This window comes from Nocardioides sp. Soil774 (assembly GCF_001428125.1).
Classification (GTDB): Bacteria; Actinomycetota; Actinomycetes; order Propionibacteriales; family Nocardioidaceae; genus Nocardioides.
The window spans coordinates 99,657-113,903 of the sequence record NZ_LMSM01000001.1; the positions used below are offsets into that span (position 1 = coordinate 99,657).

Annotated in this window: 17 protein-coding genes; 12 read left to right on the top strand and 5 right to left on the bottom strand. The window is 71.7% G+C overall.

The annotated features are described in order from the left end of the window. The first annotated feature begins 8 nt into the window (after positions 1-8). From ASG76_RS00510 to ASG76_RS00520, 3 genes are read left to right on the top strand one after another with little or no spacing between them, the layout of a single operon-like run. On the top strand, positions 9-503 hold the full coding sequence (locus ASG76_RS00510; protein ID WP_056598435.1) for an FABP family protein: 495 nt from the start codon (positions 9-11) through the stop codon (positions 501-503). 4 nt (positions 504-507) lie between these two features. After that, positions 508-948: a Fur family transcriptional regulator gene (locus ASG76_RS00515; RefSeq protein ID WP_056598438.1), complete on the top strand. Its 441-nt coding sequence runs from the start codon at positions 508-510 to the stop codon at positions 946-948. A 9-nt stretch (positions 949-957) separates the two neighbouring features. After that, complete coding sequence (locus tag ASG76_RS00520; RefSeq protein ID WP_056598442.1) at positions 958-1,905, top strand: YgfZ/GcvT domain-containing protein; 948 nt, start codon at positions 958-960, stop codon at positions 1,903-1,905. A gap of 81 nt (positions 1,906-1,986) precedes the next feature. Here the strand turns inward: ASG76_RS00520 and mshD are convergent, their stop codons facing one another. The 3 genes from mshD to ASG76_RS00535 all read right to left on the bottom strand — a co-directional run bounded on the left by mshD (position 1,987) and on the right by ASG76_RS00535 (position 4,659). Next, the gene (mshD, locus tag ASG76_RS00525; protein ID WP_056598445.1) at positions 1,987-2,799 is read right to left on the bottom strand and encodes a mycothiol synthase; all 813 of its coding nucleotides are present in this window, start codon (positions 2,797-2,799) and stop codon (positions 1,987-1,989) included. 48 nt (positions 2,800-2,847) lie between these two features. Next, positions 2,848-3,816: a type IV toxin-antitoxin system AbiEi family antitoxin domain-containing protein gene (locus ASG76_RS00530; protein WP_157558853.1), complete on the bottom strand. Its 969-nt coding sequence runs from the start codon at positions 3,814-3,816 to the stop codon at positions 2,848-2,850. Between the two features lie 114 nt (positions 3,817-3,930). Beyond that, positions 3,931-4,659, bottom strand: coding sequence for a winged-helix domain-containing protein (locus ASG76_RS00535; RefSeq protein ID WP_056598452.1), 729 nt, complete (start codon positions 4,657-4,659; stop codon positions 3,931-3,933). A 46-nt stretch (positions 4,660-4,705) separates the two neighbouring features. On the opposite strand from ASG76_RS00535, the gene ASG76_RS00540 reads away from it, so the two are divergent. Further along, a complete protein-coding gene (locus ASG76_RS00540; protein WP_056598454.1) occupies positions 4,706-5,002 on the top strand; it encodes a MoaD/ThiS family protein in 297 nt (98 codons plus the stop codon). 109 nt (positions 5,003-5,111) lie between these two features. Continuing rightward, positions 5,112-7,307 carry a carboxypeptidase-like regulatory domain-containing protein gene (locus ASG76_RS00545; protein WP_082587140.1) on the top strand — a complete coding sequence of 732 codons (2,196 nt, stop codon included), beginning with the start codon at positions 5,112-5,114 and terminating at the stop codon, positions 7,305-7,307. 84 nt (positions 7,308-7,391) lie between these two features. Here ASG76_RS00545 and ASG76_RS00550 read toward each other — a convergent pair whose 3' ends face one another. Continuing rightward, positions 7,392-7,820: an Hsp20/alpha crystallin family protein gene (locus ASG76_RS00550; RefSeq protein WP_056598459.1), complete on the bottom strand. Its 429-nt coding sequence runs from the start codon at positions 7,818-7,820 to the stop codon at positions 7,392-7,394. A 101-nt stretch (positions 7,821-7,921) separates the two neighbouring features. Here ASG76_RS00550 and ASG76_RS00555 point away from each other — a divergent pair, with 101 nt between their 5' ends. The 7 genes from ASG76_RS00555 (at position 7,922) to ASG76_RS19700 (ending at position 12,736) form a co-directional block, all read left to right on the top strand. Next, positions 7,922-8,206, top strand: coding sequence for a MerR family transcriptional regulator (locus ASG76_RS00555; RefSeq protein ID WP_056598462.1), 285 nt, complete (start codon positions 7,922-7,924; stop codon positions 8,204-8,206). Between the two features lie 42 nt (positions 8,207-8,248). After that, entirely contained in the window at positions 8,249-8,710 is a 462-nt protein-coding gene (locus ASG76_RS00560) for a TlpA family protein disulfide reductase (protein WP_056598463.1), read from the top strand. Between the two features lie 279 nt (positions 8,711-8,989). After that, on the top strand, positions 8,990-9,463 hold the full coding sequence (locus ASG76_RS00565) for a DUF4395 domain-containing protein (protein ID WP_082587141.1): 474 nt from the start codon (positions 8,990-8,992) through the stop codon (positions 9,461-9,463). A gap of 38 nt (positions 9,464-9,501) precedes the next feature. Continuing rightward, positions 9,502-10,356 carry a sulfurtransferase gene (locus tag ASG76_RS00570; protein WP_056598466.1) on the top strand — a complete coding sequence of 285 codons (855 nt, stop codon included), beginning with the start codon at positions 9,502-9,504 and terminating at the stop codon, positions 10,354-10,356. Beyond that, positions 10,356-10,670, top strand: a complete 315-nt coding sequence (locus tag ASG76_RS00575; RefSeq protein ID WP_056598469.1) for a DUF1416 domain-containing protein — start codon at positions 10,356-10,358, stop codon at positions 10,668-10,670. Before ASG76_RS00570 ends, ASG76_RS00575 begins: the two co-directional genes overlap by 1 nt. 196 nt (positions 10,671-10,866) lie before the next feature. Beyond that, a complete protein-coding gene (locus ASG76_RS00580; RefSeq protein WP_056598473.1) occupies positions 10,867-12,327 on the top strand; it encodes a sensor histidine kinase in 1,461 nt (486 codons plus the stop codon). Between the two features lie 286 nt (positions 12,328-12,613). Beyond that, a complete protein-coding gene (locus ASG76_RS19700; protein WP_268788322.1) occupies positions 12,614-12,736 on the top strand; it encodes a hypothetical protein in 123 nt (40 codons plus the stop codon). 37 nt (positions 12,737-12,773) lie between these two features. Here the strand turns inward: ASG76_RS19700 and ASG76_RS00585 are convergent, their stop codons facing one another. After that, on the bottom strand, positions 12,774-14,132 hold the full coding sequence (locus tag ASG76_RS00585; protein WP_056598476.1) for a helix-turn-helix domain-containing protein: 1,359 nt from the start codon (positions 14,130-14,132) through the stop codon (positions 12,774-12,776). Positions 14,133-14,247 lie beyond the last annotated feature (115 nt).

Consider the following 14,247-nt stretch of genomic DNA (forward strand, 5'->3'; position numbering starts at 1 on the left):
GTGCTGCCATGCCCTTCGAGCTGCCCGACAACCTGCACCCCAACTGCGGCCCCGTCGCCTGGCTGCTCGGCACCTGGCGCGGCAACGGCCACGGCGACTACCCGACGATCGAGAAGTTCCAGTTCGGCCAGGAGCTGATCTTCACCCACGACGGTCGACCGTTCTTCCACTACATGGCGCGCGCGTGGATCGTCGACGAGGGCGGTGAGTTCGTCCGCGACGCGGCGATGGAGACCGGCTTCCTGCGCTGCCCCGAGCCCGGCAAGGTCGAGCTCCTGCTCGCGCACAACATCGGCTTCTCCGAGGTCTGGTACGGCGCGGCCGAGGGCGGCAAGGTCGAGATGCACACCGCCGGGGTGTCGTTCACCGAGACGGCCAAGGAGGTCGAGCGCGGGTCGCGGATGTACGGCAACGTCGACGGCGACCTCCTCTACGCCTACGACATGGCGGCGGTCGGCCAGGAGCTGCAGCCCCACCTCTGGGCGCGCCTGAAGCGCGCGTAGCCCGATGAGCGACGACCTCGCAGCCCGGCTGCGTGAGCAGGGCCTGAGGCTCACGCCCCAGCGCGAGCTGATCCTGGCCGCGGTCGAGCAGCTCGGCCACGCCACGCCCGACGAGGTGCTCGCCCACGTGCGCGGCCAGGTCCGCTCGGTCAACGCCTCCACCGTCTACCGCACGCTCGAGGTGCTCGAGGAGCTCGGGCTGGTGCGCCACACGCACCTCAGCGACCGGGCGCCGACCTATCACTCGACGCGTGAGCACGAGCACGTGCACGCGGTCTGCCGCAGCTGCCGCGCGGTGACGTCGTACGACACCGAGGTGGTCGCGCCGCTGGTCGAGCGCCTCGCGGCCGACGGGTTCACCGTCGACGTCGGCCACCTCGCGGTCTTCGGTGTCTGCGCCGACTGCGCTGGTCGCGAAACCGGCGGGCGCGGGGACCCGACCTAGACTCGGGGCATGGCCAGCCCCTTCCTCACCCTGCCCGGAGCCGTCGCCGGCGACGGCATCGACGCGCCCGTGGCCGCCCACTACGGCTCGTTCAACACCGAGCAGCGCAGCCTCGCCCGCGGCGAGGGCTTCGTGGACCTCTCGCACCGCGACGTGCTGCGGATCTCCGGTCCCGACCGGCTCTCGTGGCTGCACAACCTGACCACGCAGTACTTCGACGGGCTCGCGCCGGGCGTCTGGACGCAGGCGCTGGTGCTCAGCCCGCAGGGCCACGTCGAGCACGCGTTCACCGGGGTGGACGACGGCGAGTCCTTCACCGCGCACACCGAGCCCGGCGCCGGCGAGGCGCTGGTCGGCTGGCTGGAGCGGATGAAGTTCATGACCCGCGTCGAGGTCTCGCTGGTCGACGACCTCGCCGTGATGTGGCGCCCGGGCGGGGCGCCGTCCCGCGGGACGGGCCGCTACGACCTGGTGCCGCGCGAGCGCATGGCGGCGTACGCCGACGCTGCCGAGCCGGCGTGCGGCCTGTGGGCCTTCGAGGCGCTGCGCATCGAGCGCGGTGAGCCGCGGTTCGGCATCGACACCGACCACCGCACGATCCCCAACGAGGTCGGCTGGATCGGCCCGGCGGTGCACCTCGACAAGGGCTGCTACCGCGGCCAGGAGACCGTCGCGCGGGTGCACACCCTCGGCCGGCCGCCGCGCCGGCTGGTGCTGCTGCACCTCGACGGCTCGGAGAACCGGCTGCCCGCCGCCGGCTCGCCGGTGTCCTACGACGGCCGCGACATCGGCTTCGTCGGCTCCAGCGCGCGCCACCACGAGCTCGGGCCGATCGCGCTCGCGCTGGTCAAGCGCAACGTGCCCGTCGACGCGACCCTCGCCGTCGACGAGATGCCGGCAGCGCAGGAGGTTGTCGTGGACCCGGAGGTCGGGCTGCACGTGCGGCCGCTGCGCTGATCGCTCGGGGTAGTTAGGGACGTACTGGTAGGAGATCCGAGCGATCTACCTACTGAAGCGTCCCTAACTACCCGGACAGGGTCAGGCCAGACGGCGGTACTGCACGTGCGTGTCGCGCGCCGCGTGCTCGAAGCCGAGGCGTGAGTAGACCGCGACCGCGGGCGCGTTGTCGGACTCGACGTAGAGCAGGACCTCATCCACGCCGCGCGCCGCGAGGTGGTGCAGCCCGGCGAGGGTGAGGACCTTGCCGAGCCCGCGCCCCTGCGCCTGCGGCGAGACGCCGACGACGTAGACCTCCCCGAGACGGGCGTCGTGCTGCTTGGTCCAGTGGAAGCCGAGCATCCCGGTCGCGTCCTCGGCGACGAGAAGCCCGGCCGGGTCGAACCACGGCTCGGCCATCCTGCGGGCGAGGTTGTCGGCGTCCATCGCGCCCTGCTCCGGGTGGTGCGCGAAGGCGGCGCCGTTGACCCGGACAACGTCGGCCGCGTCGGAGTCGCGGTAGGACCGGACGGCGACGCCCGGCGGCAGCTCGAGCCGAGGCAGCTCCACCGACGCCGCTCGTCGCATCACCCACAGGTCGCGCACCCGCTCCCAGCCGTGGCTCGCGGCGAGCCGCGCGGCGGCCGGGTGGTCGCCGTGGGACCACGCCGTCATGTCGTCGTACGCCGACTCGGCGCGGGCCAGCAGGGCCGACCCCACGCCGCAGCCGCGGTGCTCGGGGTGCACCGCGAGGCTCAGGTCGCCGTCGTGCAGCAGCGCGAAGCCGCCGTCGGCCACCACGACCCGGGCCCGGCCGTCGGCCAGCGCCATGCTCGCGGCCTCGTCGAGCGGGGAGGCTCCGTCCGCGGCCTCCGCGGCGGCGGCGATCCGGCTGACCTCGGCGTGCTCGTCCACGCCGCCGACCCTAGCGGCCGATCAGTGGGGAAGGTCGTCCTCGACATGTCACGACGAGCTTCCCCACTCGTGCCTGCCCACGTCGCAACCGGCGCCGCAGGGGCGGGGTACGCCGTCCCAGCCGCGGTCGCGGAACAGCACGGCCAGGCGGGCTGCCGTCCGGCACGGGGTGGTGAAGACCTGCCGGTAGCGCAACCGCGGTGCCACCTTGCCGCGGGCGAGGTCGTCGAGGTCGCGGTCGGCGTCGTCGTCGCGCGCCTCCGAGCCGTCGTGCAGCTGTCCGTCGAGCTCCACGACCAGGTCGAGGTCGTCGTGCGCGACGTCGCGGTACTCCGTGCCGCCCTCACCGTCGACCCGGGCCTGTCGCAACGTGGGCTCGGGCAGGGCATGCGGTCGCAGCACCCTGACGAGGTAGCCGTGCTCGAGCACGCTGTGGGTGCCGTGCTCGAGGTCGTCGAGCAGCTCAGTCAGGAGTCGTCGCCGACGCAGCCGCTTGCGCCGCTCGACCTCGCCCCGCAGCCGCGCGGCCACCGTGCGGCGGGCGCCGACGACGGAGGCAAGGGCCGAGATCGCGGCCAGGTCGTCGGCCGAGCGGTGCGCCACCTCGACCGCGGCCACCTCGACCCGCACCCGCGGTGGGGACAGGTTCCACTGCACACGGTCCTCCAGCCCGCGCACCCGCTGGATCCGCACCCCCTGCTGTGGCGCGACCCGCCGCGACCAGTCCACCGCCACGTCGACGGGACCCTTCGGCGCGGCGTCCTTGCCCGGCCGGTGCAGCGCGGACTCGCGGTGCAGCGCCGACCGACCCGCGTAGAGGACCGCCGCCCAGCTCCGCTGCGTCCAGGTCGGCGTGCCGGTGTGGGTGAGGTAGACCCCGGGGTGGAGGACGACCAGCTCCCGCCGACGCAGCATCGTGTCGATCCGAGCCTGGGTGACCTCGGCCGCGAGCAGCTGGGCGCGCGTCACCACACCGGCCTGGGCGGCGAGGTGGTCGGCGAGGGCGTCGAGCGGCATGGCGTACGTCTGCCCCGCCCGGCGGGTGCCCACCCGGCCACCGGCCCGGCTGTGGACAACGCAGCGGGGAAGGTCGTCCTCGACATGTCACGACGAGCTTCCCCACTCCCGTGGCTACGACGAGGTGCTGCGGCTCCGAGCGGCGTCGGCGGCGTCGTCGGACTCCCGGGTCGGCACCACGAAGCGGTAGCCGACGTTGCGGACCGTGCCGATGTGGTGCTCATGCTCGGCGCCGAGCTTGGCGCGCAGGCGGCGCACGTGGACGTCGACGGTGCGGGTGCCGCCGAAGTAGTCGTAGCCCCAGACCTCCTGGAGCAGCTGCTCGCGGCTGAAGACGCGGCCGGGGTGCTGGGCGAGGTACTTCAGGAGCTCGAACTCCTTGTAGGTCAGGTCGAGCGGGCGCCCGCCGATGCGCGCGGTGTAGGTGGCGTCGTCGACCACCACCTCGCCGCGGTGGATCACGTGGGCCGACGGGTCGTCGGGGGAGGCGGCACCGGCACGCCCGATCGCGAGGCGGATCCGGGCGTCGAGCTCGGCGGGGCCGCAGGTGTGGAGCACGACGTCGTCCATGCCCCAGTCGTGGGCCACGACGGCGAGCCCGCCCTCGGTGACGACGAGCAGGACGGGTGCGTCGGCGCCGGTGGTGCGGATCAGCCGGCACAGGTCGCGGGCGGCAGCGAGGTCCTGGCGGCCGTCGACGAGCACGAGGTCGGCCTCGGGCGCCTCGAGCAGGGCGCTGCCCTGGGAGGGGAGGATCTTGACCGAGTGCGAGAGCAGAGCGAGGCCGGGGAGCACCTCGGCGGAGGGCTGCAGCGCGCTGGTGAGCAGCAGCAGTGCGCTCATGGCCTGGGCCTCCTCGTCCGCCGGGGGATGAGGAAGGATATCCCGCATGAGCGCAGCGCCCGGAGCCGATCAGGCTCGTGAGACGGTCACCGTCCGCTACTGGGCCGGCGCGCGCGCCGCGGCCGGGACGGCGGAAGACGTGTTCGAGGTGGGCGGGGACGTCACCCTCGCCGAGGTCGTACGCCGGGTGCTGGAACGCCACCCCGACGACCGGACGGCCCGGACCATCGCCGTCTGCTCGGTGCTGGTGGGCGACAGGCCGGTGCGCTCGCAGGACCCGGCCGCGGTCACGATCTCGCCCGGATCTGTGGTGGAGATGCTGCCGCCCTTCGCGGGTGGCTGAGCGCGGCGGTCGCGGATGCGGTAGAACTGCGTTTCGACAGGCCTCCTACGGGGGATGGCTTGCGTGTCGTGCACGGGTGTGCCGACATGAGTCCAAGGGGGACAACAGAATGATCAGCACTCACGGGGGAGCTTTCGCGCGCCTCGTTGCAGGTGGCGCAGCCGCCGCGACGGTGATCGCGGGGCTCACGATCGGGCTGGCGGCGCCGGCCCAGGCCGCGCCGGTCGGCGTCACGACGACGCTGACCGACCCGGCCGGCAACGCCATCGACGGCTACGTCACGGCCTACGCGCTGCAGCCCGACGGCTTCTACGACTACGTCGACAATGCCGTCGTCGCCGACGGGCTCGTCCGCATCGACGTCGAGCCGGGCACCTATAAGTTCTACTTCGGTGACGAGGACGGGCTCCTCACCGGCGAGTACTACAACGACAAGCAGACGATGGACCTCGCCGACCCGGTGGCCGTCGCCGGTGCGACCACGCTCGCGCCGGTCGCCCTCGCCGCTCGTCCGACCCTTTCCGGTCAGGTGGTGACCCCCACCGGCAAGCCGGTCGAGGACGCCCTGGTCCGGATCTACGACGCGGCCGCCGGCACGTCGACCACCTCCACCCGCACCCGGGCCGACGGCTCGTGGGCCGTCGGTGTCGCCGCCGGCAACTACAAGGCGTACTTCGAGGCCAGCGGCTACGCGTTCGAGTACTACAACAACAAGCCGAGCCTTGCGGCGGCCGACGTCGTGGCTGCGGGCGCCAACCTGGGCCAGGTCGTCCTCTCCCGCGGCAGCGTGGTGCAGGGCACGGTCGTCAACGCCGCCAACGCGCCGCTGGAGCGGGCTCGCGCCACGGTCTACGCCGCGAGCGGCCGCCAGGTCGGCAGCGACCTGACCGACGCCTCCGGCAACTACCGCATCGAGGGTGTCGCGCCCGGCAGCTACCGCGTGCAGTTCACCGACCCGGTGGGTGAGTACCTCCCGGAGTGGAACGCCGACAAGGCGACCATCGACACCGCCGACCCGCTCGAGGTCGGTGTCGAGACGTTCTACACCGTCAACGCCTCGCTCGCCCCGGACCCGGAGGCCGCGATCAACCCGGCCAACGTGGACATGTCAGGCATCGTCGTCGACTCCTCCGGAGCCCCGGTCATCGGCGCCCGGGTCTACGCCTACGACACCCCGGCCGACTCCGACAAGCCGGAGGTCGTCGACTACGCCGTCGCGAACCGGTCCGGCCAGTACAACCTCCTCGACCTCTCGAGGACCTCGGAAACGATCTTCAAGGTGCAGGCGAAGGACGAGCTGGAGCGTGAGGACGGTCAGTACGAGCGCCTCGCCCGCTGGTTCGGTGGCGCCCAGACGTACGCCGTGGCCGCCCCGGCCACCAAGCCGGCTGGTGGGGTCAACATCACGCTGTCCCTCACCGGCGGCGTGAGCGGCACGGTCACCTCGGAGTCGGCCCTCTCCGTCGAGGACACGGCGGTGCGCTTCTTCGACGAGCTCGGCAACCCCCTCGACGACACCACCGCCTACGCGGAGGAGGACGGCACCTACGCCGCCACGAACCTGGTGCCGGGCACGTACAAGGTGCAGTTCATCGACTACAACGCCACGGACCTCTACAACTACAGCCTCGACGTGCCCCGCGGTCACGCATCCGAGTGGTACGACAACACGTCCTACGTGAAGGCGAAGGAGATCGTCGTCAAGAGCGGCGAGACGGTCACCGGGATCAACGCCGCGCTGTCGGAGGACCTGCGTGCCTTCCGCAAGCCCGAGATCAACGGCAAGCCCTACCTCGGGGGCAAGGTCCGCGCCTTCCCCGGTGTGTGGTCGATCGAGAGCGGCACGACCGACTCCTACGAGTGGCTCCTCGGCGACACCGTCGTCGGGAACGGTGTCACCTACCGGGTGACCAAGGCGGCCAAGAACAAGCGCCTCACGCTGCGCGTGACCGCGGAGAACGGCACGCTGGACGGCGCGGCCCTCGTCTCGAGCCAGGTGATCAAGAAGAAGCCGAAGGTCAAGATCGCGGTCAAGGGCGCCAAGGCCTCGGTCATCGTCTCGGCCAAGAAGGTCAAGGCCAAGAAGTTCAAGGGCTCGGTCGTGGCCAAGAAGATCGTGCGCACCGACGAGTACGGCGCACCGGTCTACAAGAAGATCGGCAAGGCCAAGCTGCGCAACGGCCGCGCCTCGCTGACGCTGAAGAAGCTGACCCAGGGCAAGAACAAGGTCGTCTTCCTCATCACCCTCAAGGGCGGCAAGTACGGCAACGCGGAGGTCACGAAGACCATCAAGGTCAAGCGCTGACACCTGCGGCACCACGCACAACGGGCCCCGCGGAGCACCTGCTCCGCGGGGCCTGCCTGCTCCCCACCCAGCCGTGAGACCGGCTCAGGCCTCGATGGCCGTGCGGTCGTCGCTCTCGGTGCGCAGCTCGATCTTGCGCGGCTTGGCCTTCTCGGCCACCGGGACCACCAGGCGCAGCACGCCGTCGCGGTAGGAGGCGTCGATGTGCTCGAGGTCGAGGTTGTCGCCGAGCACGAGCTGGCGGCTGAAGGCGCCGCGCGGTCGCTCGGACGCCAGCATCTGCCAGTCACCGTTGCCCTGGGCGACGCGCTCGGCGCGGATCGTCAGGACGTTGCGCTCGACGTCGAGGTCGACCGAGTCGGCGTTCACGCCCGGGAGGTCGAACTCGAGGACGAAGCGGTCACCCTCGCGCCACGCGTCCATCGGCATCACGACGGGGCGGTTGGTGGTGCCCATCAGCTGCTGGGTGAGCCGGTCGAACTCACGGAACGGGTCGGCGTTGCGGATCAACATGGTCTTCCTCCTCCTCGGATCTGTATCGTCTGATACATATTTCTTATAATCCCGACGTCAGGCAAAATCAAGGGGCGCCGCGAGATCGAAGGGAGGCAGGCATGGCAGGACGTGAGGTGGGCGTCTTCGCGATCTCGGTCGCGGCGGAGATGACCGCGATGCAGGTGCAGAACCTCCGGGTCTACGAGCGCCGCGGGCTGCTCGAGCCCGACCGCACCTCGGGTGGCACCCGGCTCTACAGCGCCGACGACATCGAGCGGCTGCACCGCATCCGCGACCTCCTCGCGGCGGGGCTCAACCTCGCCGGCATCGCGGCCGTCCTGGAGCTGGAGGAGGAGAACGAGCGGCTCCGCGCCCTGATCGCCCGGCGTGACGCACGCGACTAGGGGCCGGGAACACAAACGGCGCTGCCGTGCGTTGGGGCCCCCATGACCTCAGGAGCGTGGATCGCCGTCGGCGCCGTGGCGCTGGCGCTGGTCGTGGGCGTCTGGCGCCTGGTCACCGACGGCCGCTTCCGCGGCACCCACGTCGTACGCCAGGCAGCACCGGTGGTCGAGGAAGGACGAAGTCCTGCCACGAGGACCCCCGGTGCCGACCTCGTCGAGTCCGTCGGGGAGCAGCTGGGGGAGCGTGCCACGCTGCTGCAGTTCTCCAGCGCCTTCTGCGCCCCGTGCCGCGCCACGCGCCGGGTGCTGGGCGAGGTGACCTCGCTGGTCGAGGGCGTCGCCCACGTCGAGGTCGACGCCGAGCACCACCTCGACGCCACCCGCACCTTCGGCATCCTGCGCACGCCGACGACCGTGGTGCTCGACGCCCACGGCGTGGAGGTCACCCGGGCGACCGGCGCCCCCTCGCGCGACCAGGTCCTGACCGCGCTCGCGCAGGTCTGATCTCACGATATGGATGTAGTGATCACATGATGAGACATCGCGCAGATCGGCGGACCGCACCGCCTACTGTCGTCGTCATGTCGTCGACCATGCTCACCAAGCGCCGCGCAGTGGACCACTGCCGCGTGCGCTCGGCGCTGTGTCGAATGTCGTCGCGTCCCGCCGCTGACTGAGCCCTGACGTCCACCTTCCTGGTGGACCGCGCTCTCCGGTGGGACCCGTGCCGGGCCGTGCCCGGCATGCCTGGCCCCGTGCCGCGCCGACCACCCCAGGAGAGACATGTCCACCACTGCCACGCCCCGCACCGCCCCTGACGCTCGTCCCGGGTCCGGCGCCACCGGCATCGACCCGCGCGGGCCGCAAGTCGCAGCCGCACTGACCGCCGTCGTCCTGGTCGCCGTGCTGCTGCTCCCCCCGCCCGCCGACGTCGTGCTGCTGGCCGCCCAGGCCGTGTTGTTCGGCATCGGTGCGGTGTGCGGGGTGCAGGCCACGCCGCACGCCTGGGTGTTCCGCACGTTCGTGCGGCCTCGCCTGGCCCCGCCCACGGAGTGGGAGGCGCCCGAGCCGCCGCGCTTCGCCCAGGCCGTGGGCCTCACCTTCGCCGCGGTCGGGCTCGTCGCCTTCCTCGCCGGCGCGACGGTCGTGGGCCAGGTCGCCGTCGGCGCGGCGCTGGTCGCCGCCCTGCTCAACGCCGTCTTCGCCTTCTGCCTGGGATGCGAGGTCTACCTGCTCGTCCGCCGCATCACCACCTGATCATCACGACTGTTCACCACCACAAGGAGCACACCACCATGAGCCGCGAGAACTCGCTCGTCACCGCCCAGTGGGTCGAGGACAACCTCGACACCGACGGCGTCGTCATCGTCGAGGTCGACGAGGACACCACTGCCTACGACAAGGGCCACATCCGTGGCGCCATCAAGCTCGACTGGACCACCGACCTGCAGGACCAGGTGCGTCGCGACTTCGTCAACAAGGCGCAGTTCGAGGCGCTGCTGTCCGAGCGCGGCGTCTCCAACGACGACACCGTCGTGCTCTACGGCGGCAACAACAACTGGTTCGCCGCCTACGCCTACTGGTACTTCAAGCTCTACGGCCACTCAGACGTGAAGCTGCTCGACGGCGGCCGCAAGAAGTGGGAGCTGGACTCCCGCGAGCTGACCGACGAGCTGCCCACGCGCGAGAAGACGTCGTACGTCGCCTCGGAGCAGGACTCCTCGATCCGCGCCTTCCGCGACGAGGTCGTCGCCGCGATCGGCACGCAGAACCTCGTCGACGTGCGCAGCCCCGACGAGTACGCCGGCCGGCTGCTCGCCCCGGCCCACCTCCCGCAGGAGCAGGCCCAGCGCGCCGGCCACATCCCCACCTCGGTCAACGTGCCGTGGAGCAAGAACGCCAACGACGACGGCACCTTCAAGTCCGACGACGAGCTCACCGCGCTCTACGACGAGGTCGGCTTCGACACCGAGAAGGACACCATCGCCCTGTGCCGCATCGGCGAGCGCTCGTCGCTCACCTGGTTCGTGCTGACCGAGCTGCTGGGCCGCAAGAACGTCAAGAACTACGACGGCTCGTGGACCGAGTACGGCTCGCTGGTCGGCGTCCCTGTCGCCCTCGGCGACGAGCCCGGCACGGCGGACGCCTGATGTGCGGCGCGACCGAGGGCGGGTTGTCGCTCGACGGCGTCAACGTCGCCAAGGAGGCCGTGATCCAGGGACAGGTGCTCCGCGGCGGTGCCTCGGGGGGAGAGCCCGTCGCCAACGCGTACGTCCGGCTGCTCGACCGCACCGGTGAGTTCACCGCCGAGGTCCCGACCTCGGCGAGCGGCCACTTCCGCTTCTTCGCCGGCGACGGCGAGTGGACCCTGCGGACGCTGGCGCCCAAGGCCGAGCCCGTCGACACCCGCGTCGTCGCGGCGACCGGGTCGGTCGCCGAGGTGCAGGTGCTGGTCGGCGCCTGAGACACCTCAGCGCGCGACTGGTCCAGACCAGTGGGATCGCCCCGGAGCAGCTATCCGGGGCGATCTCCTCATTTCCGCCTCCTTCACCCTCAAGGGCTGATGCGCCGGACGCTTCGCTCGTACGGTGAGGGGCCGATCCGTTCGGGTCGGCCCCGGAGCGTGGAGGGGGTGGGTGGCGGTGGTTGCTCGGACCCGCATGCCCGACACCGACGCGTTGTGGCTCCTGACGGCCGAGCACGCCCCGCACGGCGTCGTCCTGGTCTCGCCCGACGACGACATCCTCTACGTCAACGAGTCGTTCCGCTCGATGCTCGGCTACGGCGACGAGGCCCTCGCCCAGATGCGTGGGGCTGACATCACCCACCCCGACGACGTCGACCTCGACCAGTCGCTCGTCCACGACCTGCTCGCGGGGAGGTCGGTGTCGGCGCGGGCCGCCAAGCGCTTCGTGCGCGCCGACAACAGCGTCGCGGTCGCGGAGGTCACCGTCGCGCTGATGCGTGACGCGCTCGGCGTGCCGCTCTACCTCGTCTCGCAGGTCGTCGACCTCACCGAGCGGCACTCCTTCGAGTCCCGGCTCCAGCGCGCGGAGAGCCAGGTCGACGTCGAGCGTCGTCGCGCGGAGGCGGTCTTCGACGCCGTGGCGGTCGGCCTCCTGCTGCTCGACGGCGACGGGCGCTACCTGCTGCGCAACCGGCGCCACCGCGAGCTGCTGACGATGGCGTTCGCGCACGGCGCCGGCGACACGGAGGTCCACGTCTTCGACGCCGGGCAGACCCGCCGGCTCACGCTCGAGGAGCTGCCCGAGACCCGTGCCGCCGCGGGCGAGGAGTTCCAGGACCTCCTCGTCTGGGTCGGCGACAGGCCCGATGACCGCCGGGCGCTGTCGGTCTCGGCGCGCGCGGTCCGCGACCGCGACGGCGTGTTCGCGGGTGCCGCGATGGCGTGCCACGACGTCACCGACCTCATGCGGGCGTTGCGGGTCAAGGACGACTTCCTCGCCTCGATCTCCCACGAGCTCCGCACGCCCCTCACCTCGGTGATGGCCTACGTCGAGCTCCTGCAGTCCAGCGACGGCCTCGACGAGACGCTGCACAAGCAGCTCGGCGTGATCCACCGCAACTCGCGCCGGCTGTCGCACCTCGTCTCCGACCTGCTCTTCACCGCCACCGCCGCCTCCGGCACGCAGGTGATGGACTTCCGCCGCGTCGACCTCGCCACCGTGCTGCAGGAGGCCGTCCAGGCCGCCCGGCCCGACGCCGAGGCGGGGGAGGTGCTCCTGCTGCTCGACGTGCCGGAGTCGCTGGTGATGAGCGCGGACGGCTTCCGGCTGCGCCAGGTCGCCGACAACCTGATCGCCAACGCGATCGCCTACACCATGCCCGACGGCACGGTCCGGGTCTCGCTGGCCCGTCACGGCGACGGGATCGAGATCGTGGTGGCCGACGACGGCGAGGGCATCCCCGAGGCCGAGCTCGCCGACGTGTTCGCCACGTTCGTGCGCGGACGCAACGCCCGTGAGCGGCTCGTGCCCGGCACCGGGCTGGGGCTCAACATCGTGCGCACCATCGTCGAGGCCCACGGTGGCCAGGTGGGCGTGGAGAGCGTCGAAGGGGTGGGCACGACGGTGCGCCTGCTCCTCCCCGCGGTGTCCTGACGCGACGCCGACGGACCCGGCCGCACGCGCAGGGGAAATCGCGAGGACCCCCCGCGGGAGGCGGGGGGTCCGGGCGGCTGCCGGGTGGGGTCCGGCGCGTGTCGCGGGGGGTGGGGCCCGCGGGTGATGTCCCGGTGAGCAATCCGATGGATTTGCCGGGGGACTTGCCCAAGTTTGCCAAAGAAGAGAACACTTGGCACTGGTTTTGACACTATTTCTTCAGGCAGCGGCTCGGGACGTCTGCCAGACCCCACCCCACACCGCACACCTAGCCCTGGAGAACCCCATGAACCGCACGTTCACCCGCATCGTCGTCGCCACCATCGCCCTCGTCAGCCTGGCTGGCTTCGCCGGCCCGGCCGAGGCCGGGCAGAGCAGGGACACCGCGCGCACCGGCTGGTGCTGCTGAACGTCCCAGCCTCGGCGGCTGAGGCTCGCGCGGGACGTCAGGTGCGGGCGGGCGTGGCGGACACCGCGCGCGCCCGCAGGCCGGTCGACGCTGCGGCGCGTCGATAGGCGTCCGCAGCGGCCTCGGTCTGCCCGACGCTGTGAAGGAGGTCGGCCAGGTCGAACCACAGCTGAGCAGCCACCCTGTCCGCGCCGATCGCCGACAAGGTGAGCACCGCGCGCTGGAAGCACGAGCCTGCCTCGTCGGCGTTCCCCTCGGACACGTGCGTGCTCCCCAGCAACGCCCACGCCTCGGCTTCGGCCAGGGGCAGGTGCCCACTGCCGACAGCGTGCACCTCGGCGAGCAGCTCGCGGCTGGCTGGCACGTCTCCGGACAGGAATGCGGCTCGGGCGAGCCCGAGCAGCACGTGCGCGCGGTCGGAGGACGTCGACGCGCTCCACTCCAGCTCTGCCGCAGCCCGCGCGAGGTTTTCCTGCGCGTCGTCGAGGGCGGGCGGGTCGAGCTCGAGCTGCAGTCGACCGACCTCGGCGCGCAGGAGGGCGAGGTTGCGTGAGTCCTGGCCCTCGCCGAGCAGGGCGAGGGCGCGCTCGGCGAGCGGGACGGCGGCGGCGACGTCGCCGCGCCGTGCCTGCATCGCGCTGGCGTTCCAGTAGGCCGAGGCACGGGCCTTGGGCGTGCCGAGCGACTCGGCGCGCGCGATGGCCTTGCGGCACAGGCGTACGGCGTGGGCGGTGTCGCCGCGCTCGAAGTGAGCGGCGGCCACGGTGACCGCGAGCTGCACGGCCTCGTCGCAGGCCTCGAGCCCGGCCTCCTCCACGTCGGCCATGACCCGCTCGCCGCACTCGATGGCGCGTCCGAGGTCGCCGGACTCGCGATAGATGCGGCTCAGCGCGATGCCGGCCTTGATCCGGGTCAGGCCATTGACCTGCTTGTCATCGATGAGTGCTTCGAGCTCGAGGATCGCGTCGTCCTCGCGCTGGCTTGCCTCGAGTGCCCTCGCGTGGAGGAGGCGGGCCCGCTCCTGCATGCCGCCCATCCGCGCGCCGCCGAGGTGCTCGAGGGCGGTCTGGAGGTGCTTCTCGGCGTCGTCGGCCTGGCCGGACTCCAGCGAGAGCTCGGCATAGTCGAGGGAGAGTCGGATCTCGTCGGCGACGTGCGCCTCGAGCTCGCCGAGCAGCGACTCCACCGAGACGTCGAGGCGCGCGGCCAGGGCCTCCAGGGACTGAGGGGTCGGGCGACGGTGGCCGGCTTCGATGCGGGAGAGGTAGGCGACCGACATGATGTCGCGGGCGACCGCGCCCTGGGTGAGTCCGTGGGCCTGGCGAGCGGCGCGCAGGCGACGTCCGAGTGCCTCCCGGTCGGTCTGCTCGAGCACCTCGGCGTGACGGGGGTCCATCCCGACATTGTGCGTCACGTTTGCCAGCCAGTTGTCGATTTGTGGCAAGCCCGGTCGTGGTTCTCGCTATTTCAACCAGAAGGGTCCGGACGGAACCCCAGGGAGTAGCCCAGAC

Excerpts from the sequence above, each read along its gene's own strand:
- ASG76_RS00510 (WP_056598435.1), top strand. The coding sequence starts at position 9 with ATGCCCTTCGAGCTGCCCGACAACCTGCACCCCAACTGCGGCCCCGTC.
- ASG76_RS00515 (WP_056598438.1), top strand. The coding sequence starts at position 508 with ATGAGCGACGACCTCGCAGCCCGGCTGCGTGAGCAGGGCCTGAGGCTC.
- ASG76_RS00520 (WP_056598442.1), top strand. The coding sequence starts at position 958 with ATGGCCAGCCCCTTCCTCACCCTGCCCGGAGCCGTCGCCGGCGACGGC.
- ASG76_RS00530 (WP_157558853.1), bottom strand. The coding sequence starts at position 3,816 with ATGCCGCTCGACGCCCTCGCCGACCACCTCGCCGCCCAGGCCGGTGTG.
- ASG76_RS00535 (WP_056598452.1), bottom strand. The coding sequence starts at position 4,659 with ATGAGCGCACTGCTGCTGCTCACCAGCGCGCTGCAGCCCTCCGCCGAG.
- ASG76_RS00540 (WP_056598454.1), top strand. The coding sequence starts at position 4,706 with ATGAGCGCAGCGCCCGGAGCCGATCAGGCTCGTGAGACGGTCACCGTC.
- ASG76_RS00545 (WP_082587140.1), top strand. The coding sequence starts at position 5,112 with ATGATCAGCACTCACGGGGGAGCTTTCGCGCGCCTCGTTGCAGGTGGC.
- ASG76_RS00550 (WP_056598459.1), bottom strand. The coding sequence starts at position 7,820 with ATGTTGATCCGCAACGCCGACCCGTTCCGTGAGTTCGACCGGCTCACC.
- ASG76_RS00555 (WP_056598462.1), top strand. The coding sequence starts at position 7,922 with ATGGCAGGACGTGAGGTGGGCGTCTTCGCGATCTCGGTCGCGGCGGAG.
- ASG76_RS00560 (WP_056598463.1), top strand. The coding sequence starts at position 8,249 with ATGACCTCAGGAGCGTGGATCGCCGTCGGCGCCGTGGCGCTGGCGCTG.
- ASG76_RS00565 (WP_082587141.1), top strand. The coding sequence starts at position 8,990 with ATGTCCACCACTGCCACGCCCCGCACCGCCCCTGACGCTCGTCCCGGG.
- ASG76_RS00570 (WP_056598466.1), top strand. The coding sequence starts at position 9,502 with ATGAGCCGCGAGAACTCGCTCGTCACCGCCCAGTGGGTCGAGGACAAC.
- ASG76_RS00575 (WP_056598469.1), top strand. The coding sequence starts at position 10,356 with ATGTGCGGCGCGACCGAGGGCGGGTTGTCGCTCGACGGCGTCAACGTC.
- ASG76_RS00580 (WP_056598473.1), top strand. The coding sequence starts at position 10,867 with ATGCCCGACACCGACGCGTTGTGGCTCCTGACGGCCGAGCACGCCCCG.
- ASG76_RS19700 (WP_268788322.1), top strand. The coding sequence starts at position 12,614 with ATGAACCGCACGTTCACCCGCATCGTCGTCGCCACCATCGCCCTCGTC.
- ASG76_RS00585 (WP_056598476.1), bottom strand. The coding sequence starts at position 14,132 with ATGGACCCCCGTCACGCCGAGGTGCTCGAGCAGACCGACCGGGAGGCA.